Source organism: Halalkalibacillus sediminis (assembly GCF_002844535.1).
Classification (GTDB): domain Bacteria; phylum Bacillota; class Bacilli; order Bacillales; family Alkalibacillaceae; genus Halalkalibacillus_A; species Halalkalibacillus_A sediminis.
On sequence record NZ_PJNH01000004.1, the window covers coordinates 1 to 25,419 of the forward strand.

Sequence of the window (25,419 nt, forward strand, 5' to 3'; positions counted from 1 at the left end):
ATGTATTACCATTACGATGGGATGTCATCCGTTAGCGAACTCACAGATCGCCATGGCGATATTATCGAACGCTATCGATACGATGCCTTCGGTGGCCTCATGACGGGTATCACGGCACCATACAACACGAATAGTTACACGGGTCACCAATACGATCAAGATACAGGCTTAGTAGACATGCAAGCACGTGTGTATGATGCGAAGATTGGACGCTTCTTGCAAGAAGACACGTACTCAGGCACTTTAGACAACCCGTTGTCCCAAAACCGTTACGCGTATGTGATGAACGATCCGGTGAACTTCTGGGATCCGACCGGGCGAGTGCCGGAGGAATTAATCGGACAAGATTCGTTTAATCATTCGGTTAGAGTTGGAACCTACGATGAGATTTGGAAGTATCAGTTACAAGGGATCGACCAAATTGACGAATGGACAGAAAATTACAGCGAAGTGGACAATGGACAGGCCATCACGGTAACGTGGGATATCGTTACGAAAGAATTATTAAGGTATGAAGCTAAACACATATTGAATCATCACGATCCTGATGGAAATGGTTACTTAGAACCAATCACTTATGATCGAACCAAGAACGAAAGCTTTATCCGATTTATACGAGATAATTATGAACTCGTAACGACAGCCGAAGAGCTGATGGAACAGAACTATGAAAAGGTCATTAAGCATGGGGAAGTTCCAGAGGGTAGTGTCAAAGTATCATCAGCATCGATGAGTTTTCATAATCCTATAGATAAATTTAAGCAAATTTTTAATACTGGTACAGTGGATATTAAAAACTTAATAAGAATGGTGGCACTTAATTCATCAAGTTCAAATATTGGTTATGGAAATATTGATTATTGGAAAGGTAAAGCTGCAAATATGGTGGATCTAAACGCAGAACCAATTAAAAGGAATAAACAAATTAACGCAGCATATGCGGAAATGTATCTAAGTGATCCAGATGTTTATATGTGGGCTGGTTTAGCAACCTTTGCATCGAAAGATGTTGGTAAAGGTATGAGTGACGTTAATGACTTAAATAGTTTGGAAAAATTAGCAGCTTTACAACTAGGACTTAAGGAAGAAGAATTGAACAGACTTTTTGAACTTTTGGCAGCAGGAAATAGAGGAGTCTATGAAGATATTTATTGGCAGCATCTTGCCTATGATGAACTTGGATTGAGAGAAATAAAGGATATATATATAAAAGGTGAAATTAATTCTCAAATTTATGATGCATGGAAACTTATAGATACTGGCAAACAAACCAATAATCAAGATTTGATATGGAAAGGGACTATGAAACTAGCTGAATACGAACAAACTTTCACTTTACAGGAACCAGTATTTAGTGCCGAGACTGATTTATACCAAGAATTATCTATATTAGATAAAATGAATTTCCCATATACAACATTTTTTAAATCTCCTACTGGAAAAGGTGAAAGGTATAGAGATGTTTCTGACGGCAATATAGCAGAATTAGAAAATAGAATGAATTGGATTGAAAATGAAGTAAACTCATATAAAACTTGGTATGAAAGCAGTCCAAATGAAGTAATATACAGAATTAGAATCATAAATGATCCTTCAATTATTCTAGATAATTTAGAAGATGTTTGTAGAGCATGTTAGTATTAAATATCTTTAACTATAAAGGAGAGACTGGTAATTGTTTAGCTCATTCATTAAAGGTAATATCTATCCAATTTTATCTATGTTATTAGGGATATTTCCTTCAGTATTACTTAATGTATTAATTACCTTTCAAATAACCAATTTTTATTGGGGACTCTTAATAACAATCTTATTTTTTACACTTATTCTAGTACAGTTATTTTTACTTGTGTTAGGTTACAGGTGTAGGTCTAATAAAGTAGTGTTATTAATAAGTTTATTGTTATTTCTATATAACATACTTATAATATTATCGCTTATGTCTTTAGGTTTTTATTAATAAATATTTAACGCATTGATTATGCAGTAGTTAGATTTTATTACATTTGTTAATGAATATAAGTTATAAAAAATGCTGTTGTTTACTAACTATCTTTTATTACCTTGATTGGCTAAATGCCTTTCAAGGTTTCTTTTTAAGTTCGTTATCTAGTTCTTGGTTACTAGGATCGAGGTATTCACACCTCTATCAACTCTTGAGCACCTGCACAAGCAACTGAAAGTGAAGAAGATTCAAACTATGGCTTCAACGAACCGAAATACTATGTAGAACCATCTGAACACGTCGAGTATACCTATGACAATGTGGGTAACCGATTAACGGAAAACGCCGATGGCGACGTCACGGAATACGAGTACAATGCCAATAACCAAGTGACGCGTGCTGGCGAACACACCTTTGCATACGACCAAAACGGAAACGTCGTTCAAGAAATCGGTCCAAACCAAGAACGCGACTACACGTATGATGCGGCGAATCGCTTGCGTGCGGTGATGTTTGGAGATGAAAGCTATGTCCAATACGGCTATGATGCTTTAGGTCGACAAGCGACACGAGAAAGTGGCATGTGGCGTCAACTGGGGGACCCGATTCTCGATCAACACCCTGGCCAAGGCCATGGTCCAGGTATGAATCCTGGGCGAGGGAAAGGCAAAGGACCTAAATTTGATGACCATCCNTGCGTGCGGTGATGTTTGGAGATGAAAGCTATGTCCAATACGGCTATGATGCTTTAGGTCGACAAGCGACACGAGAAAGTGGCATGTGGCGTCAACTGGGGGACCCGATTCTGGATCAACACCCTGGCCAAGGCTATGGGCCAGCTATGAATCCCGGTCGAGGGAAAGGCAAAGGACCGAACGTTGATGACCATCCAGGCCAAGGGAACGCGTGGGGCTTAGACAAGCGCGGCCGAGGCAAACAAAAGATGGAAGTGGTGGAGAGCCGAACGTTCTATGAAGGTCAGTCTCACGTGACGCACAAAGAATACAGCCCATCCGGTTCACCATACGCGGAATATCATACCGGTCCAAATAACCGTGTCGTGTCCCAAAAGATGTTCGGCTATCACGGCCGCAGTATTCCAGGTCAAAACCCGAGCATGAAAACAACGGGCGGCTTAATGTATTACCATTATGATGGGATGTCATCCGTCAGCGAACTCACAGATCGCCATGGCGATATTATTGAACGCTATCGATACGATGCCTTCGGTGGTCTCATGACGGGGATTACCGCACCATACAACACGAATAGTTACACGGGTCACCAATACGATCAAGATACAGGCTTAGTAGACATGCAAGCGCGAGTGTATGATGCGAAGATCGGACGCTTCTTACAAGAAGATACGTATCCAGGCACCTTAGACAACCCGTTGTCCCAAAATCGTTACGCGTATGTGATGAACGATCCGGTGAACTACTGGGATCCGACCGGGCGTGTGCCGGCAGACGTTCGCGCACAGGAAAACTTTACAGAATATGTTGAGGTCGGGAACTATCAGGAACAGTGGTACTATGACTTCCAAAGTCACTACACTGTGGGCGAACAGACCCAAAATTATCAAGAGCANAGTCAGCGAGGAAGCCATTACCCTGACGTGGGATGTCGTAACGACCGTCGGCTGGCATTATACAGCCACCCACCGAGCGAACCTCATGGAAGATGGGATGCTCCAACCGGTGAATCGTAGTGCGGAAGATCACTATTGGTATGAGACCACGAGAGCTGGTTATGAAAAAGTCACCACCGCCGAAGAGCTGATGGAACAGAACTATGAAACTCTGATCAAGCATGGGAAAGTGCCTGAGGGTAGCACCCAAGTGTTCTCAGATTCGATGAGTTTTCATAATCCGCAAGACAAGCTTGAGCAAATGTACGAGACCGGGAGGATGTACATCCGAGGGTTTACCCAGATGATGGCCCATGCATCAGTGACTTCGAATCAACCGGTACAAGAAAAGAATCAAAGCTTACGAGGAAAAGCTTGGTCTGGTCTGATGCGTGTCGGCTCAGCTTCATGGGGGAGTGCTAAAAAAGCTGCCTCATCCACATGGGATGCCGGGACAAATGTTGCACACAGCGTTAAAAATGCTTCTGTTACAACTGTTAATAGCTTTAAAGAGTTCGGTGGTGCTTTCGGCGAAGGTCAGAAAGTAAGAAATGACCAAGCTCTCGAATCCGTGAGCGGCTTTGCCAATTGGCTCACCTATGGTGCTTATGATGCCCTCCAAGACCGAAATGATCGGAAATTCGATTCCTTTTCTGACTTTGGAAACTATGTGACCTTAGGTGGAGTCGATACTTTCAACCAGGCAGTTAACCCTGATCAACCTTTCTCAGCGGAACATTGGTTGAGCAGTTTTGCGGTTGTAACAGCTGCTGGTGCAGGTGGAGCTGTTGGTAGTGCCACGTCGTCAACAACTAGTACAATAGCAAGAACCGGGGCAAAAAACGTAGATGAAGCAAGTCAGGTTGCTAGTAGATCTAAATCCAATACATCGACGAATGCTGCCCAGACAAATCGGGCCAATCAGTTGTCGTTGGACCTGCAGTTTTTTGCTAAGGGTACGGATAAAATAAGTGGCACCCATAGAGAACTAACAAGTCAAAAAGTTAAGGACTCACACCACATAATTCAAGATGCAGCTGTTAGAGATTTACCACTTTATAAAAGGAATGAGGCACCTGCTATTCATCTCCAGGGACCAAACATAAAAGGAACAGAGCACAATATTGCGGGGCAAGTTCAAAGACAACCTGGAGGGGGAACATATGCAGCTGAAAGAAGAATAGGTTATAAAGCAATGAGAAGGGCTGGTGTTTCCGAGGGACAAGCAAGACGAGAGATTGGAAGCGTAGATCAATATTTCTCCAATATTGGAGTAACACCGGATACTGTAACTCGAATACCAGGCAATAGAAGGAGGTAATATAGGTGGACGTTCAGCAAATTATTTCTATGCTTAAACCGTTAGTGGAAAATTTGGTGGAAGGTGAATATCAATTAATTCAATTAACAGGCCGAAGTGGGCCGTATACATCTGAGGAGCTAAAAGAACTTGTAGAAGAATATGGTGGCAAGCTAACTATTCCTCCTGATGAAGATTACAAAAATATAAACATTATTGAAGTTGAGGAGGAATCTGAATACTTTATAGAGTATGAATTATGGGTAGATGGAGAGAAGTCGGACTTAACTTTAAGTTGTACAATTCGATTTACTGAGGATGAAGTAAGAATTATGATTGAAAATATTCATGTATTGTAAATCTTTGACCTTGACTGGCTAAAGGCCTTTCAAGGTTTCTTTTTGTAGAGTCAAACTATGACTTCAACGAGCCGAAATACTATGTAGTACCATCTGAACACGTGGCGTACGCATGCTTGCTACAAGAAGACACGTATTCAGGCACCTTAGACAACCCGTTGTCGCAAAACCGTTACGCCTATGTGATGAACGATCCGGTGAACTACTGGGATCCGACGGGGCGTGTGCCCGCAGAGGTTCGCGCACAGGAAAACTTTACGGAGTATGTTGAGGTCGGGAACTATCAGGAACAGTGGTACTATGACTTCCAAAGTCACTACACTGTGGGCGAACAGACCCAAAATTATCAAGAGCAAGTCAGCGAGGAAGCCATTACCCTGACGTGGGATGTCGTAACGACCGTCGGCTGGCATTATACAGCCACCCACCGAGCGAACCTCATGGAAGGTGGGATGCTCCAACCGGTGAATCGCAGTCCGGAAGATCACTATTGGTATGAGACCACGAGAACCGGTTATGAAAAAGTCACCACAGCTGAAGAGCTGATGGAACGGAACTATGAAACCCTCATCAAACATGGGGAAGTGCCTGAGGGCAGCACCCAAGTGTTCTCAGAATCGATGAGTTTTCATAATCCGCAAGAGAAATTAAAAACATTAATGAAACCTGGAAATTTTAATATCCTAAGTTATGTATTAGGCAAAATAAAAGATAATGGTACAACTAACCAATTAAATAAGTACACAATGGGTAACCAAGCGTATATCAATAAAGTAAATGAATTGGTAGATAAGAACGGTGCTTATAATACTTTAGAATTGATAATGGATGATGTAGAATTTAGAGAAGAAGATTTTAATAATATGAAGTATAGTTATGATGAAAGGTATAGAGAATTTTATCAGAAATTCAATGAGTTAGTATTAAGTAGGAATCCAAAGTCTTATAAAGGATATAGACATACAGATGATAATCCAGCTCCCCATTTTTATTATTCAGATACTTTTGAGAGAGCGCATTATTTTAGAAATAAGTTAAATAAGGCACCACAAACTTTAGAAGAGTTAATAGAATTTAATAAAAATAATCCCGATAAACAATGGAAACTATTAAAGCCAATTAAATCTGCTTTTCATATGAATACTAGTGTATATAATGTGAAATTTGTATCTTACGATGGGCATTTTGAAGGAGTCTATAATAAAGAGAGGCAATTATTAACAAAAGAAAATAATCCAATTGATATGGGTACTTATAACTTAGTTGATGCAAGTGATGGAGGAGGACACAATAAATATGATGTTACACCATATTATGAATTTGGTAATGTTAAAGAAATTGAAGGATTAGGAATGGGAGAAGAAGCCAGTAGGGCTTTTAATAATTGGTATGATTATAAATTCGGAAATGAAAATGACTTTAAATATAAGCAAAGCCCTAGAGAAAATTATTCCGAAATTAAGTCTCAAATTGAACAGTATAAACCTGTTCCTACAATGCACAAATTACCTCTACCCGAGTTACCTAGCTTATAACCAGGGGGATACTATATGAATAAAACATTATTAATTTTATTCTTTTTAACTATATTTAATAATTTATTTACCTTCCTCGATATAGAGAATGGGAGGCCTTATTACTATTGTCTTTTACTATCATGGCTCATACCTCTATTTATGTTGTACTTCTTGAAAAAAGTAAATGGTAATAAAATGTTAAAGAGATTAATTTTTATTATAAATATAGTTCATTTAGCTATATTAATATTATTTTTAATAGTTTTAGTTCAGATTATTACATCTGCATAAAACAAGCGAGACTTTTTGCTGAGAGTCTTAATATGCTTATTAAGCTTCTATGTACCTTGATTGGCTAAATGCCTTTCAAGGTTTCTTTTTATCTACTATAAGAATCAAGCTATGGCTTCAACGAACCGAAATACTATGTAGAACCATCTGAACACGTGGCGTACACGTACGACAATGTCGGTAATCGATTAACCGAAAACGCCGATGGTGATGTCACAGAATACGAGTATAATGCCAATAACCAAGTGACTCGAGCTGGCGACCACACCTTTGAATACGATTCAAACGGAAACGTCGTTCAAGAAATCGGTCCAGACCAGGAACGCGACTACACGTATGATGCAGCCAATCGTTTGCGTGCGGTGATGTTTGGCGATGAAAGCTATGTTAAATATGGTTATGATGCTTTAGGTCGACAAGCGACACGAGAAAGTGGCATGTGGCGTCAACTGGGGAATCCGATTCTCGATCAACACCCTGGCCAAGGCCATGGTCCAGGTATGAATCCTGGGCGAGGGAAAGGCAAAGGACCTAAATTTGATGACCATCCAGGCTAAGGAAACGCCTGGGGCTTAGACAAACGTGGTCGAGGCAAGCAGAAGATGGAAGTGGTGGAGAGCCGAACATTCTATGAAGGTCAGTCTCACGTGACGCACAAAGAATACAGCCCATCCGGGTCACCCTATGCGGAATATCATACCGGTCCCAACAACNTAGACAAACGTGGTCGAGGCAAGCAGAAGATGGAAGTGGTGGAGAGCCGAACATTCTATGAAGGTCAGTCTCACGTGACGCACAAAGAATACAGCCCATCCGGGTCACCCTATGCGGAATATCATACCGGTCCCAACAACTGTGTCGTGTCCCAAAAGATGTTTGGCTATCACGGCCGCAGTATTCCAGGTCAAAACCCGAGCATGAAAACAACGGGCGGCCTCATGTATTACCATTACGATGGGATGTCATCCGTTAGCGAACTCACAGATCGCCATGGCGATATTATCGAACGCTATCGATACGATGCCTTCGGNGAACATTCTATGAAGGTCAGTCTCACGTGACGCACAAAGAATACAGCCCATCCGGGTCACCCTATGCGGAATATCATACCGGTCCCAACAACCGTGTCGTGTCCCAAAAGATGTTTGGCTATCACGGCCGCAGTATTCCAGGTCAAAACCCGAGCATGAAAACAACGGGCGGCTTAATGTATTACCATTACGATGGGATGTCATCCGTTAGCGAACTCACAGATCGCCATGGCGATATTATCGAACGCTATCGATACGATGCCTTCGGTGGCCTCATGACGGGTATCACGGCACCATACAACACGAATAGTTACACGGGTCACCAATACGATCAAGATACAGGCTTAGTAGACATGCAAGCACGTGTGTATGATGCGAAGATTGGACGCTTCTTACAAGAAGACACGTACCCAGGCACCTTAGACAACCCGTTGTCGCAAAACCGTTACGCGTATGTGATGAACGATCCGGTGAACTACTGGGACCCGACCGGACGTGTGCCGGCAGACGTTCGAGCACAGGAAAACTTTACGGAATATGTTGAGGTTGGGAATTACCACGAACTGTGGAACTATGAATTCCAAAGTCATTATACCGTGGGCGAACAGACCCAGAATTATCAAGAGCAAGTCAGTGAGGAAGCCATTACCCTGACGTGGGATGTCGTAACGACCGTCGGCTGGCATTATACAGCCACGCACCGAGCGAACTTCACGGAAGATGGGATACTCAAACCGGTGAATCGCAGCCCGGAAGATCACTATTGGTATGAGACCACGAGAGCCGGTTATGAAAAAGTCACCACAGCTGAAGAACTGATGGAACAGAACTATGAAAAGATCATTAAGCATGGTGAAGTTCCAGAAGGTAGCACTAAAGTGTCTTCAGCATCGATGAGTTTTCATAATCCGCAAGAGAAATATCGTAGTGTCTTTTATTCAGGCGATTTCAGCGCCCCAGGTTTCACAGAGTTAAAAACGCACTTAACGACGCTTGCGAAATCGAACTATGCAAGTATTCAGCAAATGGAAGAACAGAACAGACAGGCCCTTCATTATGAAGGAATTAGTCGTCCAACGGCACTAGATGATGTAAGAACGATGAGCCGAAGCGACTTCCAGCAACAAATCAATCAAGCAGCTCGTGACTATGCTAAAGAGGAAAATGCTGTAACACCCGCAGTTGCTGTCATGCCAGTATACAATTTCTTTATTGGTGATGATGTTGCAACCCTAACCGATGGTGAATGGAATGCCTATGACATATTAGCGATTGCCTCCATCACACCGGCAGGTAAAGTGGTGAAGCTTGGGGACAAGGGCCTAGGTGCTGCAAAGTCCGGTTGGAATAAATTTACTAAGGGTACGGGTAATTCTAAAAGACCAGGAGGATATCTAAAAGGTGATATAGATGAACATGGTTATTTAAGTCCTGGAGTTAATCGTGCTCCAGGGAATAAAAATGTTGCTTCTGATAATCGGATACAATCACATCACCCTATACAAAATGAATGGGCAAAAAGATGGGCTAAACAAGGTGGATTTGATTATAACGAGAATAAAGCTCCTGCTATTCTTTTGCCATCAAGCTCTGGGCAATCACATGCAAAAATTTCTTCAATGCAGAGGCAAAGAAGGAAAAATGAGGGCTTTGATACTGATATACGTTATGAATTTAATGAAAGCTATAGGGAAATGATTGAAGCAGGTGTTGACCAAAAATCTTCACGAAAAGCACTTAAAGACGCATATAAATATTTCGATAATTTGGGAGGTTTCGTAAAATGATTGATTTATCCAAGGTTCCAGACTTGATCAGGAACACCTCAGCACGTGATATTGAAATCCAAGAAGTAGAAGATTTAATGAAAACTACATTACCTGATGCGTATAAGGAATTATTAAGATATACGAATGGTTTTTCAATTGGTGGTGGTTTAATAATTTATGGGACCGAAGATATTGTGGAAAGAAACGAAACATGGGAAGTAGATGAATATGCGAGTGGTTATGTTGCAATCGGTGATGACGGTGGTGGAAATGTCTTCTTAATGTTGCAAGGTACAGAGGAAAGAAAAATATTTATAGTTGATTCTGGAGATATGAATCCAAATCATGCTACTTTAATTACCTCAGATTTCATTAAATGGGTTAATAGTGGGTGCCTAAGTGAAACAGACGATAATCTAACTATAGACCTGCCTGATACTTGCAATATAGTGTTAGTAAAAGCGCCTAATGGTGGGCTAAAAGATTTAGTGAAAATAAAAAGTGTATTAGGGATAGATATATCAACGGCAGAATTACTAAAGGGTTCTAAAAATCCACCTTTTATACTAGTAGAGAAATTTCCATATGGTAAAGGAAAGAAACTAATCGAAAAATTGGGACCTATCGGTACCGTTCTAAATGCAGTTCCTATTTACAATTGACTTTGTAATATTTTTTGTACCTTGATTGGCTAATATGCCTCTCAAGGTCTTTTTTTGTCAATGCTTTGCAAGGTAAATAAATAATACAACATTTCGGCTGACGAAAGCCACAAACATTGTTTATGGGATGTTAAAGCACAAAACAGCCTACGAATTGCCGATAATAAAAGAGAGAGGGGTAGTTTAAAATAAGGTGGTTGTTTTTTTATTTATAGCTTTTAAGATTACAACATAGGGTACGGATGAAGGTGTTATATATAAACGTAGCGATAAAAATCGCGGAGAGTATATTGGACAGGCAAAAAGTGACGACCGATTCAAAGCAAGACAGAAAGAACATGATAGAAGTAATCCTGATGCTGAATATAAGTTTAAGGAAGTTGGACGAGCTAAACCTGGAAAAGATTTGGACGTGCTTGAACAGAAAAAAATTAACCAAAATGGTGGGTTGCAAAAAAATGGCGGGAATTTACAAAATAAACGAAATCAAATTAGTGAAAAGAAGTGGAAACAATATGGCATCGACCCACCTAATATGAAGTAAAAAAGGAGACTTACGATGATAAGGACAAAAAAGGTGAATGTGAACATTGGAGATGTGTTCGCAATAAAACTTGAACAGGATAGTTATAGTTATGGTCAAGTTATTGCTAAAGGAAGGATTTCTGATTGTATGGTTGTATTTGATGTAGTGTCGAAAGAACATCCACCGGTTAGTGAAATCACGCCGAAACCAATTATTTTCTTGATACAGACTGTAGATTCTAGGATTGAAGACGGTATTTGGGAGGTGATTGGGAATACATCAATACCGAGTATTAACTTTCCAATTTATAAAGTAGAAACTGAGGACGGGTATGTGTTGGTAGACCATAGTGGAGAAGTTATTAAGGAAAACCCTAGCCCTTCAGAGATAGAAGGAGTTATGGAGTTGGAATCTTGGTCGCCCGTTAGTCTGGAGAAGGCAGTAAAAGCTAGGTTCATTACTGGTGAATGGGACTCGTATTATGATGATTTAATCTATGGGCAATAGTTCATATACTTTTGACCTTGATTGGCTATATGCCTTTCAAGGTTTTTTGACTTTAAGAACTTTATGTTAAAAACAATATAACTTTAGAATCAAAAAGTCATGATGGTTAGCAGAATTACGAGATTTGTAGCAGTGACATTTATATAAAACAACCACACTAACTACTCGATTTATATTTACACACGAGAAGGACAAAGCTCGTAATGCTAAATGTGGTAACATACACTCACATAAGGCAAGTAAACAAAAAGAAGTCAGGATTGTTGAGTGGGACAAAACGAAAATGATTTGTTTGAGAAATGAGACTCCATGAAGGTTGTACCATCATGGAGTTTTGTTTAATTCTTGAATTACGTAATAGTAACGAGAATTGGGCGAGATGACATTTTACATGGCAGTGGTAGTTATGACATGGCATAGCTAACAAACTAACGAGATCGTACAAGCTCGTGGCGATAAACAATGGGTAACGTGAATGAGTGTTTTTATATTCCCTGGCTTTAAAATTTTGGGTTGTATTTTTACTAGAGACGGTCGTATAATACTCGCTATTCGTCAAAAAATCGTTACGAAAATTAAAATTTATGTAACGGGAGGGTGAGAAGTTGAACGTTGTTGGGTATATACGAGTCTCAACTCAAGGGCAAGCAAGAGATGGATACAGTTTGAAATATCAAGAAGAAGAAATTAAAGCGTACTGTAAGGAACAAGGCTGGAACTTGATATATATTTTTAGAGATGAAGGAATTAGCGGTGCCAAATTAAATGAGGAAGCATTGGAAATAGACAGGGTGGGCTTACAGGAGATGTTGGCTCACCTTTCGTCTGTCCAAATAGATTATGTGGTGGTGCTGAATACAAGCAGGTTATGGCGCTCGGATATTGTGAAAGTGCTCATTCAACGAGAGTTGAAGAAATACGGTTGTGATATTAAAAGTATCGAACAGCCCTCGTATAGTATTCACCAAAAAGACCCTAACGACTTTTTGGTGAACGGATTGATGGAGCTATTAGACCAATACCAACGGCTTGAGATAGCCCTTAAGCTAACAAAAGGAAGAAATAAAAAGGCGAAAGAAGGTGGTTATGCAGGAGGACGAACAACATTTGGCTATCAGAAAAAGAAAGGGGAAAAGGAACTCACCATCCATAATGGGCAAGCAGAGGTAGTGAAACGAGTGTTTGCGTTGAAAGAAGTATACAAGCGTATGTCCTTATCTAAGTTGGCAGAGGAATTAAATAACGAAGGGTATACAACCACACTAGGGAAATCTTTTACGAAAGTACAAGTGAAACGTATTTTAGACAGACAAAGCTTTTATGAAGGGCTTTATACATACGGAAACATTCAAGCAAATGGCAAACATGAAGCAATTATTTCAACCATGACTTAAAAATGGAGCTCATTTTCTTATATGTTGTTATGTAACGATGAAAATGCATAGGCTTTCGTACCAATGCGCACCGAAAGGTGAACGCTCGAACTAAGGTTGCCGGCATTTTCATTCTGTTGAAAAGGAGGATGCGTATATGCACGATAAACAAAAATACTTGTATGTGGGTGTAGACTTACATAAGCAACAACATGTAGGTGTTACCATTAATTGTTGGCAAGAGAAGCTAGGGGAAATAACATTTGATAATAAACCATCTGCTTTTTCTAAATTTCTATTAGAGGTAGATAAACAAAAAGAGGACGGAATGACCCTTGCATTTGGATTAGAAGATGTAGGTGGATATGGGCGATCGTTGGCACAGTTTCTAGCAGACCATGGGCAACTTGTAAAAGAAGTAAACCCTGCGCTTTCCTACGCGGAACGAAAAAGCCATATGACGACACAAAAAAGCGATAGTTGGGATGCGGAATGTGTCGCACGCATCTTAGTCAACAAACTGGAACACTTACCAGACGCGAAACCAGATGATTTATTTTGGTCTATTCAACAATTAGTATCGAGAAGGAATGCATTAGTAAAAGCGCAAGGCGCATTAAAGAACCAACTGCACATTCAATTGAACCACCATTATCCAAGCTATAAAAAGTTTTTCTCCGAGGTGGATGGAAAAACAGCATTAGCGTTTTGGGAACGTTACCCATCGCCATCTAGTTTACAAGGTGTCACAATCAAGCAATTAACCACTTTTTTATTAGATGCGAGTAACAATACATGTTCTGTGAAAAAAGCGAGTGAAATAGTGAAGCTAGTTGAAGAAGATGGACTGACAAAGAAACAATACCAAGAAACTAGAGACTTTCTAGTGAGAAGCATCGTCCGAGATATATCCTTTAAAAAGAAGGAAATGGGCTATGTGGAACGAGAATTAAAAGAGTTAATGAGCTTACTAGACTTTCAACTAAATACAATGCCAGGGATTGAACTCGTCACAGCATCTGCCTTAATTGCGGAAATTGGCGATGTAAGACGTTTCCCGAGTGCCAACAAATTAGCACGATTCGCAGGGATTGCGCCTGTTTACTTTGGCTCTGGTGGAAAAGGAAAGATGCATAAAAGCAAAAGCGGAAATCGGGCGCTACACGCTTTATTTTACAACCTAGCAGTCCAACAAGTGCAAGTAGCAAAGGGAAGTAAACTGCCACGAAACCCAGTGTTCCATACTTACTATCAAAGAAAACAAAAAGAAGGCAAAACAAAGGGGCAAGCATTGGTTTGCATTATGAGAAGGCTAGTGAATATTGTATACGGATTGATGAAGTACAAAACAGCCTATGAATTGCCGATAATACAAGAGAAAGAAGAAGTTTTATAGGGTTTCAAAACGGTTGTTTTTTTATTAGTAGCTTTTAAGATTACAACATAGGGTACGGGAAAAAGTAATTTAGAAGTTAAATTTACAAAAAAATAACTTGCAACTAAACCGTCATATTCACCCACTCCAGATAAATGGACAAAAAAAGGCGGTACAGTAAAAGTTGATGAAGATGGTACTTGGGTATATACAAATAAGAAGGGACAGACTGTAAGATACCCTAATGGTTATCCGGATTTCACTGAATACTCACACCCAACTGTTAAGCCTGTAGAAATTGAGATTGCAAGTCCAACCAATCGTCCTTTAGATTATAAAAACGCTAATATAAAGGCGAAATTGGATAAGTATTCTAATCCACCAGTACCATTAATGAATAAGCCACCATTAGGATATATATGGCACCATCACCAAGATGGAAAAACAATGGTTCTTGTTCAAGAAAAAATTCACGCTGAATTTACTCATACGGGAGGAGTATCGAGTGTGAATAAAAAGAGATAAGAAGAGGAGTATTAATATGGCTGAAATTTTGAATTCACATAAAAAGCTTTCGTTAGAAGAAATTAAGGAATTTGAAACAGAAAATCAAGTAAGCTTTACTAAAAATTATATGGAATTTTTAATTCGATGGAACGGCGGATATCCTGAGCCCAATTTGTTTAAGATTTCTGACGAACAGGGAGTAAGTGCATTAAATCAATTTTATGGGATTGGTGACATGTATAGTAATTTAGCGGATTACATTGATATATACGAATATAGGTTACCTGATGGATTTATCCCGATTGCAAACGATTCTGGAGGGAACGTAATATGTTTAGGTACCAAGGAGCCCTATTATGAAAAAATACATTTTTGGGATCATGAACAAGAACCAGAAGATCCTGATGATATGAGTAATATGTATTTTTTAGCAAATGATATTGATGAATTCTTGAATAATCTATATGAGGACACTGAAGAATAAAAAGGAATACTAGCAATAAATTAAATTATACAGCCAACTTTAAAGCACTTGATTGTCACATAGACAACAAGTGCTTTTTTTGAGAAATTTATGCATTTGGACAACATAATGCTTTTGAAATTCAAACTCATGATTGTTGTACCAACAAGGCATTATGTTTTAATACTTGATTTCTGAAAATAATAATGATAAATAGCCGAGATGACATTTTACTCGGCAGTTGGACTTATGATACTGCCAAACCCGCAAACTAACGATAATGACATAGCTCATTCTAGTGAGAAGTTTTGTCCGAGACATTTCGTTTAAAAAGAAGGAATGAGCTATGTGGAAAGAGAATTAAAAGAGTTAATGAGCTTATTAGACTTTCACCTAGACTCCATGCCAGGCATTGATCTTGTAACAGCATCTGCTTTAATTGTAGAGATAGGTGAAGTAAGAACGGTTTCCAAACGCAACAAAATAGCACGATTAGCGGGATAGCGCCAGTTTACTTTGGCTCTGGTGTGTTTTAACAGTTTGAACAAGGGTTGATATAATGACCAAGAGATCAGTCATGCTTATGAGGAACTTTCCAAAATGCCGATGCGTACTTAATAGGTGTGGTAGGTGAAGAGAAGAAAGAGATTGATACTAGAGGAAGAACTTCTTAAAATGTGACTGCTTTCTGACAATAAACTAAATCGAGTTTTGCGTAAGCTCTAAGGTGAAATACAGAAGAGTGTAGAAAGAAAAATAGCAAACACTTCAAGGAGGCAGTTATACATGAAAAAATCTATTTTTTCTATATTGATTATTTCACTCTTAATGGTTCTAGCAGCATGTGGTGGCGGAGATAGTTCTGAAGGCGACTCATCTGAGGACAGCTCATCTGGAGATAATACAACAGAAGAAACGGACAGCTCCAGTGAAGAAGCGGACTCAACACTTGATATCGCGGCAACTGACTTTAAATTTGATAAGGAGAATTACACAGCTTCTGCTGGTGAAGTTACAGTGAACCTTACCAATGAAGAAGGCAAACATGGTGTTCAGATTCAAGGAACAGATTTGAACCTTCAAGAGGAAGGATCAGGAACTGTTAATCTCGAACCTGGAGAATATAAAATTAATTGCAGTGTGCCATGTGGGGAAGGACATTCCGATATGGTTGCAACGTTAACCGTTAAATAAGAGATACACTAGCACAGATCAACCTTTATTTTAAGGTTGATCTGCTTTTTTGTTATAAAGAATGTTTTGAATAACAATTCTATGGGGCGCAATATTAAAGATGAGAAGGAAAGGTTGGAGTAGATAGTTTTTATAAATACTTAACCGGGTATGGGTAACCAAGTTTGATTATATCTTGCCAATAGTTAACAACATCTAAAGAAGAATATTTCTATAAGGAGGCTCAAGATGGCTGAGAACATCAAAAAGGATCACCAACATGAACATGGAAAACACGAAACAGACCACGATCCAAATCATCACAGTCATGAAGGAGACGAAGATCATGATCACGGGCACGGCGATCATGACCATCACGATCATGGTGATATGATTAATGATTTCAAAAAGCGGTTTTATATTTCCTTAATACTAACTATCCCAATTTTGGTCCTATCACCTATGATCCAGGATTTTATAGGTGTAGACTGGAGATTTCCTTTTGATCAATGGATATTGTTTGGTTTATCTACCGTGGTTTTCTTTTATGGTGGTTGGCCTTTCCTGACCGGTGCTATTAGTGAGCTGAAGCAAAAGAATCCTGGAATGATGACGTTAATCGGATTAGCGATTTTTGTTGCCTACGGTTATAGCTCTCTAGTGGTTTTCGGTTGGAGCGGTAAGAATTTCTTCTGGGAGCTTGCTACGTTAATTGACATCATGCTGCTAGGACACTGGATCGAGATGCGGTCGATTATGGGGGCTTCCAATGCATTGGACGAACTGGTCAAACTAATGCCAAATCAAGCTCACAGGGTTAAAGAAAATGGAGATACGGAAGATGTAGAGGTATCAGAGCTTGATCCTGGAGATCGCGTGCTCGTCAAACCTGGCGAAAAGGTTCCTGTTGATGGAGTTATCGTAGAGGGTAAATCCGCTATTGATGAATCCATGGTTACAGGAGAATCGGTACCTGTAGAGAAAAATGAAGAAGATGAAGTAATCGGTGGGGCGATCAACCAGGAAGGCTCTTTAACCATTGAAGTCAAGAATACAGGTGATGATACGTATCTTTCTCAAGTGATTACACTGGTTAAAGAAGCGCAAGAGTCTAAGTCGAAAGCTCAGAATTTAGCAAATCGTGCAGCGAAGTGGCTGTTTTATGTTGCATTAACATCAGGGTTTGCGACTTTATTTATTTGGCTATCGTTAGGATACGATTTTGCTGTTTCTTTAGAACGTATGGTCACTGTAATGGTTATTACTTGTCCTCACGCACTTGGACTTGCTGCACCGTTAGTAGTAGCGGTTTCTACCTCTATCTCAGCTAAAAAGGGGTTACTGATTAGAAATCGTACCAATTTCGAAGGAGCTCGTAATCTAAATGCAGTTGTTTTTGATAAAACAGGTACATTGACGAAGGGTGAATTCGGTGTAACCGATATTGTGCCTGAAGGTTCTTACAGCGAAGATGATGTATTACTATGGGCAGCTAGTGCAGAACAGAATTCGGAGCATCCACTTGCAGAAGGTGTTCTTAACAAAGCGAAAGAAAAAGAATTACAACTAAAAGAAGTCTCTGATTTTGAATCGATGACAGGTAAAGGGCTTAAAGGCACAGTAGAAGGAAAAGAAGTATTTGTCGTAAGTCCTGCTTATGTAAATGAACGATCCTTTAATTATGACAAAGAACAATTTAACACTCTTTCGGAAAAAGGAAAAACTGTTGTCTTTGTACTCGTTGATGATGAGCTTATTGGTATGGTTGCGCTCGCGGATATGGTTCGCGATTCTGCAAAAGAAGCGGTTACGAAATTGAAAGAGAAGGGCATTCAGCCAATGATGCTGACAGGCGACAATCAAAAAGTAGCTGATTGGGTGGCAGAGCAAATCGGAATTGAAGAAGTCTATGCGGAAGTTCTTCCACATAATAAAGCGGATCAAATCAAAAAAATCCAACAAAAAGGATGGAAAGTAGCGATGACAGGTGATGGTGTAAATGACGCGCCTGCCCTTGCCACTGCAGATTTAGGTATTGCTATTGGAAGCGGAACCGACGTTGCGATGGAAACTGCAGACGTCGTGCTGGTCAGAAGCAATCCGCTGGATGTAGTAAGTTTAATGGAACTGTCGAAGAAAACGTATCAGAAAATGGTTCAAAACCTTTGGTGGGCAGCAGGGTATAATATTGTGGCGATTCCGCTTGCCGCCGGAGCTTTGGCTTTTGCCGGCTTGATCTTGAGCCCGGCAGTAGGGGCAGTATTAATGAGTTTAAGTACCATTATCGTCGCAATTAATGCTAAGCTCTTGAAAGCCTAGCCCTATTAAGATTAAATAATAATTCAATAAAATTAAACTGAGCTACTCGGAAATACTTGGGTAGCTCAGTTTTTATTAGGAGAAAGAATCAGTTCTTTCATTATAGTTGACATCAGACGGTTTTCATTTTCAACTTTCATCCCGGACTTATCAATATTCTCCATCGTTTTACGATTGATATTCGCGCCGACAATGTGTAAACCGATTGGGTTTAATAGATCCATCGCTTTACCAACGACCTCATTTTCACTACGCATATGTTCCAGCATAATGATGTTTCCAGATGGTTTGGTCACTCTCCTAATTTCTTTTAAGCCTTGAACTGGATCTGGGACTGAACAAAAAACACAGGTGGAAACGACCGTATCAAACGAGTTATCCGGAAAATCCATCTGCTGCGCATCCATTTCAATCAATTCTACCGATATTGCCAGATCATCTGCCTTTTCCCGTGCTTTCTGAAGCATTTTTGGACTAAAATCGATACCTGTTACTTCCACATTAGAAGGATAATATTTAAGGTTTGTACCAGTGCCGACACCAACTTCTAACACTTTTCCTTTTGCGTGTTTCAACAGTTCTTTCCGCCATTCTTCACGAATCATATGATCCATAACGTCGAATACACCGGAAATACGGTTATATCTTCGCTTAATCACTTCCGTTTGTTTTCTTTCAGACATTTGGTCATCACCTTCCTTTCCTTTTATATGCTATTATAACTCTCTATCTAAATTGTAGCACTCAACTAGCTAGCTTGTATCTTCTTGATTTCCCATAACACTAATGGGACCACTAATCACAAGAGAACATCTATAAAAAGTTAAAAAATGGTCGAGGCAGGAATACAAGAAGATGCAACATTATAGTTGGTTCAGAGCACATAGGAGATTTGTTTCGTTTCGAGAAATACATACGACATCTTACGCTTTAATATCCCACTTAGAATGCCTTGTCATTATTATCAACGCATAACATAAACTTTACAAAGATAATAATGGGTAGGTGAATCTCTATGCATGAGATGTCTCTTATGTCAGAGATCATTCAATTAGTCTCCGAAGATGCACGATCGAGATCGTTTAAGAGAGTCGAACGTATAGATGTAGTGGTAGGAGAGCTGTCCAATGTTTTGCCGGACGCATTAGAGTTAGCATTCTCATATTTTCAAGGGCAAGGACTTGTCTTTATTGATGAAGCCACAACATTAAAAATCATCAGGGAAGCTGCAGTAGCAAGGTGTGAGATATGCCAATGGGAGTTTGAGCCGGATTATCAAATAGCTTTGTGCCCTAAGTGTGACCAAGTGAGCTGTGTGTTGGTATCTGGGGAAACTTTTAAAGTTGAATCTTATGAAGGAAGTGATGCACTTGAAAGTTAAACTTAAAGAAGAAGTGTTAAAAGATCAAAACCGATCAGCCGAATTCAACAGACAACACTTCAATAATTGCAATACTCTAGTAATCAACCTCATGAGTTCTCCGGGAGCGGGAAAAACGACCCTGCTTGAAAGAACCATTAGAGAACTTAAAGGTGATTATCGAATAGCAGTGATTGAAGGAGATTTGGCTACAGAACGAGACGCTGAACGTCTGCGTTCGCTTGGTATTCAAACTGTCCAGATCAATACAGTGGGAGGTTGTCATTTAGATGCGAGAATGGTAGCTAAACAGCTTCCTAACTTTGAACTTGAAAATATCGATATTTTATTTATTGAGAACATAGGTAACTTAGTCTGTCCTTCTGGCTATGACTTAGGGCAAGACTACAAAGTGGTCGTCTTGAGTGTTCCTGAGGGAAACGACAAAATCCCGAAATATCCCGTAATGTTTAGGCGTACAGACATGACGATTATAAATAAAATCGACCTTCTTCCATTTGTAGCTTTCGATCTTGGAGAAGCTAAAAACGACCTGAAGGCAATTCATCCGAAATGTTTATTTCAAGCGCTTTCCGCTCAGACAGGAGAAGGCTTCGAGAACTGGATCAACTGGCTAAAGGATGTTGAAAAAAATGTATAAAGCGCTAGAAATCACGGTAAGTGGTAGGGTTCAGGGAGTGGGGTTCCGACCGTTTCTATATTCTCTTGCTAAACAATACCAGCTTACAGGCATTGTTCAGAACAACTTTGGTAGTGTTTTTATTCATATTGAAGGAAATGAACCTAATCTTTTGCAAATGGTCACAGACATAAAACGGGAAGCTCCTCCTTTATCCAAAATCAGCGATCTGCAGGTTCAAGCTGTTTCCCCCATTCACTATAAAGATTTTACTATAGTTCCAAGCGAAAAGAGTAGCAATTCTCTCCCATTGGTCAGTAGCGATGCTGCGATCTGCGACAAGTGTATGGAAGAATGGAGGGATCCTGAAAATCGTCGGTTTCACCACCCTTTTATTAACTGTACTCAATGCGGTCCGCGGTATACAATCATTCAGGACCTGCCGTATGACCGTATTCATACCACAATGAAAGATTTTCAGATGTGTCCTGAGTGTCAGAAAGAATATGAAGACCCGAGCAATCGACGTCATCATGCTCAGCCTATCTGTTGCCCATCTTGTGGACCCAAGCTTACGCTATACGATTGTAACAACAAGCAGATAGCAGACCGTCAGGACGCGGTCACTAAAGCAATCGATTTTCTTGCGGAAGGAAAAATAGTAGCGATTAAAGGAATAGGTGGGTACCATTTAGCATGCGATGCTTATCAAGGAGCATCCATAAAAGAATTAAGGGTGAGGAAAGGTCGTCCTCAAAAGCCTTTAGCTGTTATGGCCAAATCGATAGAAACGGTACAGAGGCTTTGTAATCTTTCAAAAGAGGAAGAGAAGATGCTTACAGGAACTGAAAAGCCCATTGTTGTTTTAACTGAAAGAAAGGTGGATTCATTACCTGAATCGTTGTCCCCTGAGCTAACATCAGTTGGTGTTATGCTTCCCTACACCCCCTTGCACCATTTACTGTTTGAAGGCGGGAAGCTGGACTGCTTAGTAATGACTAGCAGCAATTTATCGGGACTTCCCATACAGTATGAAGAGAATGAATTAGAAAAGCTCTCTCAGGTTTGTGATTTTTATTTAACTCACAATCGACCGATTTATCTTCCCCTAGACGATTCAGTTGTTCAACTTGAAAATAGTGAAACCAGATATATAAGGAGGGCTAGGGGATTCGTCCCCGAACCTTTTCCAACAAAAAGGGATGTTGATCAGGTAATTGCTTTGGGTGGACAGCAAAAAAATACGTTTGCTATCGGAAAACAAAATCATATCTGGGTGGGTCCTCATATAGGTGACATTGAAAATGAAGAAATGATTCAATCTTTCGAGAATCAGCTTGAGCATTTTAAAGGGTGGCTGGATTTGGATCTAGAGGTTCTGGCAGTAGATAAGCACCCTCAGTACTCAACATCTTTCTTGGCTGAAAAAATGAATTGTCCAGTTATATCTGTCCAGCACCACCATGCTCATCATGTTTCATGTATGGAGGACAACAATCTAACTTCTCCTACCTTGGGTCTCATTTTAGATGGAACAGGATATGGAGAGGACAGTCACATATGGGGGTTTGAGTTTCTGTATGGAGATGCAAGTTCATTTGAACGTGCTGCACACTTAACTTATACACCTCTTCCAGGAGGTGAGAAATGTGTGAAGGAACCATGGAGGATTGCAACAGGCATGATCCTTCATTACTGGCCGAATGATGGAAAGGAAATTGCTGAAAGACTTTTTCCAGGAAAACAGAAGGAATTAAGTATAATTGAACAGATGGTTTTTCGTGGGATTAATAGTCCGCAAGCAGGGTCATGTGGCCGATTGTTCGACGCGGTGAGTGCGATATTAGGAGTCTGTCACACCTCTACCTATGAAGGAGAAGCGGCTGTGAAATTGTCTGACTATATTATGCAACTTCCGGAAAATGAAGCTATCGCTCACCCCTACCCTTACCGTTTACACGAAGATAAAGCTGGGTTGCTAGAACTGGATTTCTCCCCTATGATTCAACAAATTATCGAAGACAAATTGACCTCTACACCAAAAATGAAAATCATCCAAAGATTCCATTCGACGATTGTGAAATCTTGTGTAGACACAGTTTTAATTTTATTCGAAAAAAGACCGGAATGGAATCGCTCAGTTGTTCTTTCAGGAGGGTCATTTCAGAATTTGTTTTTGGCTAGAGAAATTAAAAACCAGTTGCAAAAACAGAAAGTAAAAGTTTACACGCATAAGAAAGTGCCCTGTAATGATGGTGGATTGTCGCTCGGTCAGTTGATTATTGCCGCAACTAAATGGAATGGGAGCTGAGGTGTTTGTGTTTAGGAGTACCTGCGAAAGTATTGGAAGTCAGTAAGGAAAATGCATTGGTAGATGTAATGGGATCAAGAATGTATGTTGGGACAGTATTCGTGCCCGAAGTGAAAAAGGGAGACTATGTTCTTTTGCATGCTGGACAGGGGATGACTATTGTCGACCAGAAATTTGCTATGGAGAGTATGGAGGAATGGAGGAGGGTTTTGAATGAATAATTTAGACATCTTCTCTGAAAATGATATGGCGCGTCGTTCTGTGGACGCAGTTATAAAATTGTCAGAGAAATTCAAAAAAGACAAAGGACGGCTCCCTGTTCTGATGGAAGTTTGTGGTTCCCATACAATGGCTTTTGCTAAAACAGGGATCAAGCAAAGATTAAGTGAGCACGTGAAGCTAATTGCTGGACCGGGGTGTCCCGTATGTGTAACAGATCAAAAGTCCATAGATGCAATGATTCAATTATCCGAAATCCCTGATACAATTATTTGTACTTTCGGGGATATGATGCGTGTTCCAGGGTCAAAGTATAGTTTGATGAAGGCTAAAACTGAAGGTAAAGACATACGTGTGGTCTATTCTCCACTTGAAAGTGTGAAAATCGCTCAAAACAACCCTGATAAAGAAGTGGTCTTCTTAGGAATAGGATTCGAAACAACGATTCCGGTACTTGCTCTTGCGGTTAGGGACGCGGAGAATTTAGAACTCAGCAACTATACTATATGGATGACCACAAAATTAGTTGAACCTGTTTTGCGATCCCTTCTTGATTCAGGAGAAGTAATGGTCGATGGGTTGTTATTACCAGGGCATGTATCTGTAGTACTAGGGAAGAAAAGCTATGATTTTCTTATGAATGAATATAAGGTGCCTAGTGTTATCACAGGGTTTGAGCCTGTGCAATTACTGACAGGGATCTATAAATCTGTTGATCTCCTTCTTCACCAAAAGGCTGAAGTCATCAATGATTATCCTCATGTTGTAAAAAACGAAGGGAACCTAGTTGCTAGGAGGTTACTAGAAAAATATTTCAAGTTAAACGATGAGGCTTGGAGAGGGATGAGTAAGATTCCAAACAGTGGACTCGTCTTTAAAGATCGTTATGCGAGGTTTGATGCAAAAAAGAAATTTAATGTGCATGTAAAAGAACCTAGAAAAACAAAGTGTCGATGTGGTGAGATTATAAAAGGCTCCATTAATCCAGAAGAGTGTGTTTTATTTAACAAAGGTTGTACACCGACTCATCCGATAGGTCCTTGTATGGTGTCTACCGAAGGAACATGTGCAGCCCATTATCAGTATATGAGGGAGGAGTGATTCTTGACGCAGCGCATCAGTATGGCTCATGGCGAAGGTGGAGAATTGACCCATAAGTTAATTAAGAATGTTTTTGTGCGAAATTTTAACAATAAAGAACAATCTCGACTCGATGCAGCAGCCCTTCCCTGGTATCAAAATGAAATTGTTATGACTACAGACAGTTATGTTGTAGATCCGCTCTTTTTCCCAGGAGGTAACATTGGAAAATTAGCTGTTACAGGCACCGTAAACGACTTAGCTGTATCAGGAGCGAAACCTATAGCGATGACAGCAGGTTTCATCATTGAAGAAGGTTTCGAACTTGGTGACTTAAGAGAGATTGCTCAAAGTATGGCAATGGAAGCTCGGTTAGCAGGGGTTCAAATCATTGCAGGCGATACAAAGGTTGTAGAAAAAGGAAATGCGGATGGAGTTTTCATCAATACAACAGGAGTAGGACAGTTTCATGAACAGAGATTAGAATCAGAAGCAATTAAAGAGGGAGATGCCATCATCGTCAGTGGTGCGATTGGAGAACATGGCGTGGCAATCATGAGTGCAAGGGAAGATTTGGGTTTAATGACTGGCCTGCAAAGTGATTGTGCTTCCTTAAACCATCTCGTTGAAGAAGTAATGAATCACGTTGAAGGAATTCGGGTGATGCGAGACCCAACCAGAGGTGGCTTGGCTACAACACTAGTCGAACTCTGTGAAGACTTCAAGTTCAGCGCGGAACTGGTAGAGTCAACAATTCCTGTTCCTATGGAAGTGCATGGAGCATGCGATATTTTGGGGTTTGATCCTCTTTATTTGGCAAATGAAGGAAAAATTGTCTTAGTCGTAGATGCTGCACACGAACATACCATCTTAGAAGCTATAAAAAAACACCCTTTAGGTAACGGTGCGCAAATAATCGGGCGGGTGACATCTTGTAAAGAGTCTTCCGGAAGATTATATTTGAAGACACCTATTGGCACTACAAGAAGGTTACATCGTCTCCCAGGAATGCTATTACCTAGAATTTGTTAATGAGTACAAGTTTGAGCACATAGGATAGAG

Annotated in this window: 21 protein-coding genes and 3 pseudogenes; 23 read left to right on the forward strand and 1 reads right to left on the reverse strand. The window is 40.1% G+C overall.

Translation table 11 applies throughout. The annotated features are described in order from the left end of the window. From CEY16_RS15260 to CEY16_RS12545, 17 genes and pseudogenes are all read left to right on the forward strand, one after another. A partial coding sequence (locus CEY16_RS15260) for an RHS repeat domain-containing protein (RefSeq protein WP_162297935.1) occupies window positions 1-1,638 on the forward strand: 1,638 nt, incomplete at its 5' end. A gap of 609 nt (window positions 1,639-2,247) precedes the next feature. After that, a pseudogene (locus CEY16_RS15630) lies at window positions 2,248-2,652 on the forward strand (hypothetical protein); the annotation flags it as partial. A gap of 452 nt (window positions 2,653-3,104) precedes the next feature. Then, window positions 3,105-3,656 carry an RHS repeat-associated core domain-containing protein gene (locus CEY16_RS15635; RefSeq protein ID WP_476625129.1) on the forward strand — a complete coding sequence of 184 codons (552 nt, stop codon included), beginning with the start codon at window positions 3,105-3,107 and terminating at the stop codon, window positions 3,654-3,656. After that, window positions 3,646-4,896 (forward strand): hypothetical protein, encoded by a 1,251-nt coding sequence (locus CEY16_RS12460; RefSeq protein ID WP_101332383.1) that lies wholly within the window; start codon window positions 3,646-3,648, stop codon window positions 4,894-4,896. Before CEY16_RS15635 ends, CEY16_RS12460 begins: the two co-directional genes overlap by 11 nt. A gap of 5 nt (window positions 4,897-4,901) precedes the next feature. Beyond that, window positions 4,902-5,234, forward strand: coding sequence for a DUF7668 domain-containing protein (locus CEY16_RS12465; RefSeq protein WP_101332384.1), 333 nt, complete (start codon window positions 4,902-4,904; stop codon window positions 5,232-5,234). Window positions 5,235-5,431: 197 nt separating this feature from the next. Beyond that, window positions 5,432-6,769 carry a hypothetical protein gene (locus CEY16_RS12470; protein ID WP_238378848.1) on the forward strand — a complete coding sequence of 446 codons (1,338 nt, stop codon included), beginning with the start codon at window positions 5,432-5,434 and terminating at the stop codon, window positions 6,767-6,769. Between the two features lie 428 nt (window positions 6,770-7,197). Then, on the forward strand, window positions 7,198-7,599 hold the full coding sequence (locus tag CEY16_RS12480) for a hypothetical protein (protein ID WP_101332387.1): 402 nt from the start codon (window positions 7,198-7,200) through the stop codon (window positions 7,597-7,599). Window positions 7,600-8,099: 500 nt separating this feature from the next. Beyond that, window positions 8,100-9,860 (forward strand): RHS repeat-associated core domain-containing protein, encoded by a 1,761-nt coding sequence (locus CEY16_RS15340; protein ID WP_202908635.1) that lies wholly within the window; start codon window positions 8,100-8,102, stop codon window positions 9,858-9,860. Continuing rightward, window positions 9,857-10,504: an SMI1/KNR4 family protein gene (locus CEY16_RS12500; protein WP_101332389.1), complete on the forward strand. Its 648-nt coding sequence runs from the start codon at window positions 9,857-9,859 to the stop codon at window positions 10,502-10,504. The genes CEY16_RS15340 and CEY16_RS12500 overlap by 4 nt, the downstream gene beginning before the upstream one ends. A gap of 559 nt (window positions 10,505-11,063) precedes the next feature. Continuing rightward, window positions 11,064-11,537: an Imm26 family immunity protein gene (locus tag CEY16_RS12510; protein ID WP_101332391.1), complete on the forward strand. Its 474-nt coding sequence runs from the start codon at window positions 11,064-11,066 to the stop codon at window positions 11,535-11,537. A gap of 605 nt (window positions 11,538-12,142) precedes the next feature. Next, window positions 12,143-12,931, forward strand: a complete 789-nt coding sequence (locus CEY16_RS12515) for a recombinase family protein (RefSeq protein WP_101332392.1) — start codon at window positions 12,143-12,145, stop codon at window positions 12,929-12,931. Window positions 12,932-13,067: 136 nt separating this feature from the next. Then, a complete protein-coding gene (locus CEY16_RS12520) occupies window positions 13,068-14,306 on the forward strand; it encodes an IS110 family RNA-guided transposase (RefSeq protein WP_101332393.1) in 1,239 nt (412 codons plus the stop codon). Between the two features lie 225 nt (window positions 14,307-14,531). After that, window positions 14,532-14,810, forward strand: a pseudogene (locus CEY16_RS15445) (HNH endonuclease); the annotation flags it as partial. Window positions 14,811-14,826: 16 nt separating this feature from the next. After that, the gene (locus CEY16_RS12530; protein WP_101332394.1) at window positions 14,827-15,276 is read left to right on the forward strand and encodes an SMI1/KNR4 family protein; all 450 of its coding nucleotides are present in this window, start codon (window positions 14,827-14,829) and stop codon (window positions 15,274-15,276) included. A gap of 274 nt (window positions 15,277-15,550) precedes the next feature. Next, window positions 15,551-15,782: pseudogene (locus tag CEY16_RS12535) on the forward strand (transposase); the annotation flags it as partial. Window positions 15,783-16,041: 259 nt separating this feature from the next. Continuing rightward, on the forward strand, window positions 16,042-16,449 hold the full coding sequence (locus tag CEY16_RS12540) for a cupredoxin domain-containing protein (RefSeq protein WP_101332395.1): 408 nt from the start codon (window positions 16,042-16,044) through the stop codon (window positions 16,447-16,449). A gap of 228 nt (window positions 16,450-16,677) precedes the next feature. After that, window positions 16,678-18,747 carry a heavy metal translocating P-type ATPase gene (locus tag CEY16_RS12545; protein WP_101332396.1) on the forward strand — a complete coding sequence of 690 codons (2,070 nt, stop codon included), beginning with the start codon at window positions 16,678-16,680 and terminating at the stop codon, window positions 18,745-18,747. A gap of 65 nt (window positions 18,748-18,812) precedes the next feature. Here the strand turns inward: CEY16_RS12545 and CEY16_RS12550 are convergent, their stop codons facing one another. Then, entirely contained in the window at window positions 18,813-19,430 is a 618-nt protein-coding gene (locus tag CEY16_RS12550) for a class I SAM-dependent methyltransferase (protein ID WP_101332397.1), read from the reverse strand. Window positions 19,431-19,780: 350 nt separating this feature from the next. Here CEY16_RS12550 and CEY16_RS12555 point away from each other — a divergent pair, with 350 nt between their 5' ends. Genes CEY16_RS12555 through hypE form a run of 6 tightly spaced genes read left to right on the forward strand, consistent with a single transcriptional unit; the run spans window position 19,781 to window position 25,389 of the window. Beyond that, a complete protein-coding gene (locus CEY16_RS12555; protein WP_238378849.1) occupies window positions 19,781-20,128 on the forward strand; it encodes a hydrogenase maturation nickel metallochaperone HypA/HybF in 348 nt (115 codons plus the stop codon). Then, window positions 20,118-20,768, forward strand: a complete 651-nt coding sequence (gene hypB, locus CEY16_RS12560) for a hydrogenase nickel incorporation protein HypB (protein WP_101332399.1) — start codon at window positions 20,118-20,120, stop codon at window positions 20,766-20,768. The genes CEY16_RS12555 and hypB overlap by 11 nt, the downstream gene beginning before the upstream one ends. Beyond that, complete coding sequence (gene hypF, locus CEY16_RS12565) at window positions 20,761-23,058, forward strand: carbamoyltransferase HypF (RefSeq protein ID WP_101332728.1); 2,298 nt, start codon at window positions 20,761-20,763, stop codon at window positions 23,056-23,058. Before hypB ends, hypF begins: the two co-directional genes overlap by 8 nt. A 5-nt stretch (window positions 23,059-23,063) precedes the next feature. After that, entirely contained in the window at window positions 23,064-23,279 is a 216-nt protein-coding gene (locus CEY16_RS12570) for a HypC/HybG/HupF family hydrogenase formation chaperone (protein WP_101332400.1), read from the forward strand. Further along, on the forward strand, window positions 23,272-24,378 hold the full coding sequence (hypD, locus tag CEY16_RS12575; protein WP_101332401.1) for a hydrogenase formation protein HypD: 1,107 nt from the start codon (window positions 23,272-23,274) through the stop codon (window positions 24,376-24,378). The genes CEY16_RS12570 and hypD overlap by 8 nt, the downstream gene beginning before the upstream one ends. A 3-nt stretch (window positions 24,379-24,381) precedes the next feature. Beyond that, window positions 24,382-25,389: a hydrogenase expression/formation protein HypE gene (gene hypE, locus CEY16_RS12580; protein WP_101332402.1), complete on the forward strand. Its 1,008-nt coding sequence runs from the start codon at window positions 24,382-24,384 to the stop codon at window positions 25,387-25,389. Window positions 25,390-25,419 lie beyond the last annotated feature (30 nt).

What these genes read in the sequence shown, in the direction of transcription:
- CEY16_RS12555 (WP_238378849.1), top strand. Translation starts at nt 19,781, where the DNA reads ATGTCAGAGATCATTCAATTAGTCTCCGAAGATGCACGATCGAGATCG.
- CEY16_RS12520 (WP_101332393.1), top strand. Translation starts at nt 13,068, where the DNA reads ATGCACGATAAACAAAAATACTTGTATGTGGGTGTAGACTTACATAAG.
- hypF (WP_101332728.1), top strand. Translation starts at nt 20,761, where the DNA reads ATGTATAAAGCGCTAGAAATCACGGTAAGTGGTAGGGTTCAGGGAGTG.
- CEY16_RS12540 (WP_101332395.1), top strand. Translation starts at nt 16,042, where the DNA reads ATGAAAAAATCTATTTTTTCTATATTGATTATTTCACTCTTAATGGTT.
- CEY16_RS12510 (WP_101332391.1), top strand. Translation starts at nt 11,064, where the DNA reads ATGATAAGGACAAAAAAGGTGAATGTGAACATTGGAGATGTGTTCGCA.
- CEY16_RS12500 (WP_101332389.1), top strand. Translation starts at nt 9,857, where the DNA reads ATGATTGATTTATCCAAGGTTCCAGACTTGATCAGGAACACCTCAGCA.
- CEY16_RS12550 (WP_101332397.1), bottom strand. Translation starts at nt 19,430, where the DNA reads ATGTCTGAAAGAAAACAAACGGAAGTGATTAAGCGAAGATATAACCGT.
- CEY16_RS12545 (WP_101332396.1), top strand. Translation starts at nt 16,678, where the DNA reads ATGGCTGAGAACATCAAAAAGGATCACCAACATGAACATGGAAAACAC.
- hypD (WP_101332401.1), top strand. Translation starts at nt 23,272, where the DNA reads ATGAATAATTTAGACATCTTCTCTGAAAATGATATGGCGCGTCGTTCT.
- CEY16_RS12530 (WP_101332394.1), top strand. Translation starts at nt 14,827, where the DNA reads ATGGCTGAAATTTTGAATTCACATAAAAAGCTTTCGTTAGAAGAAATT.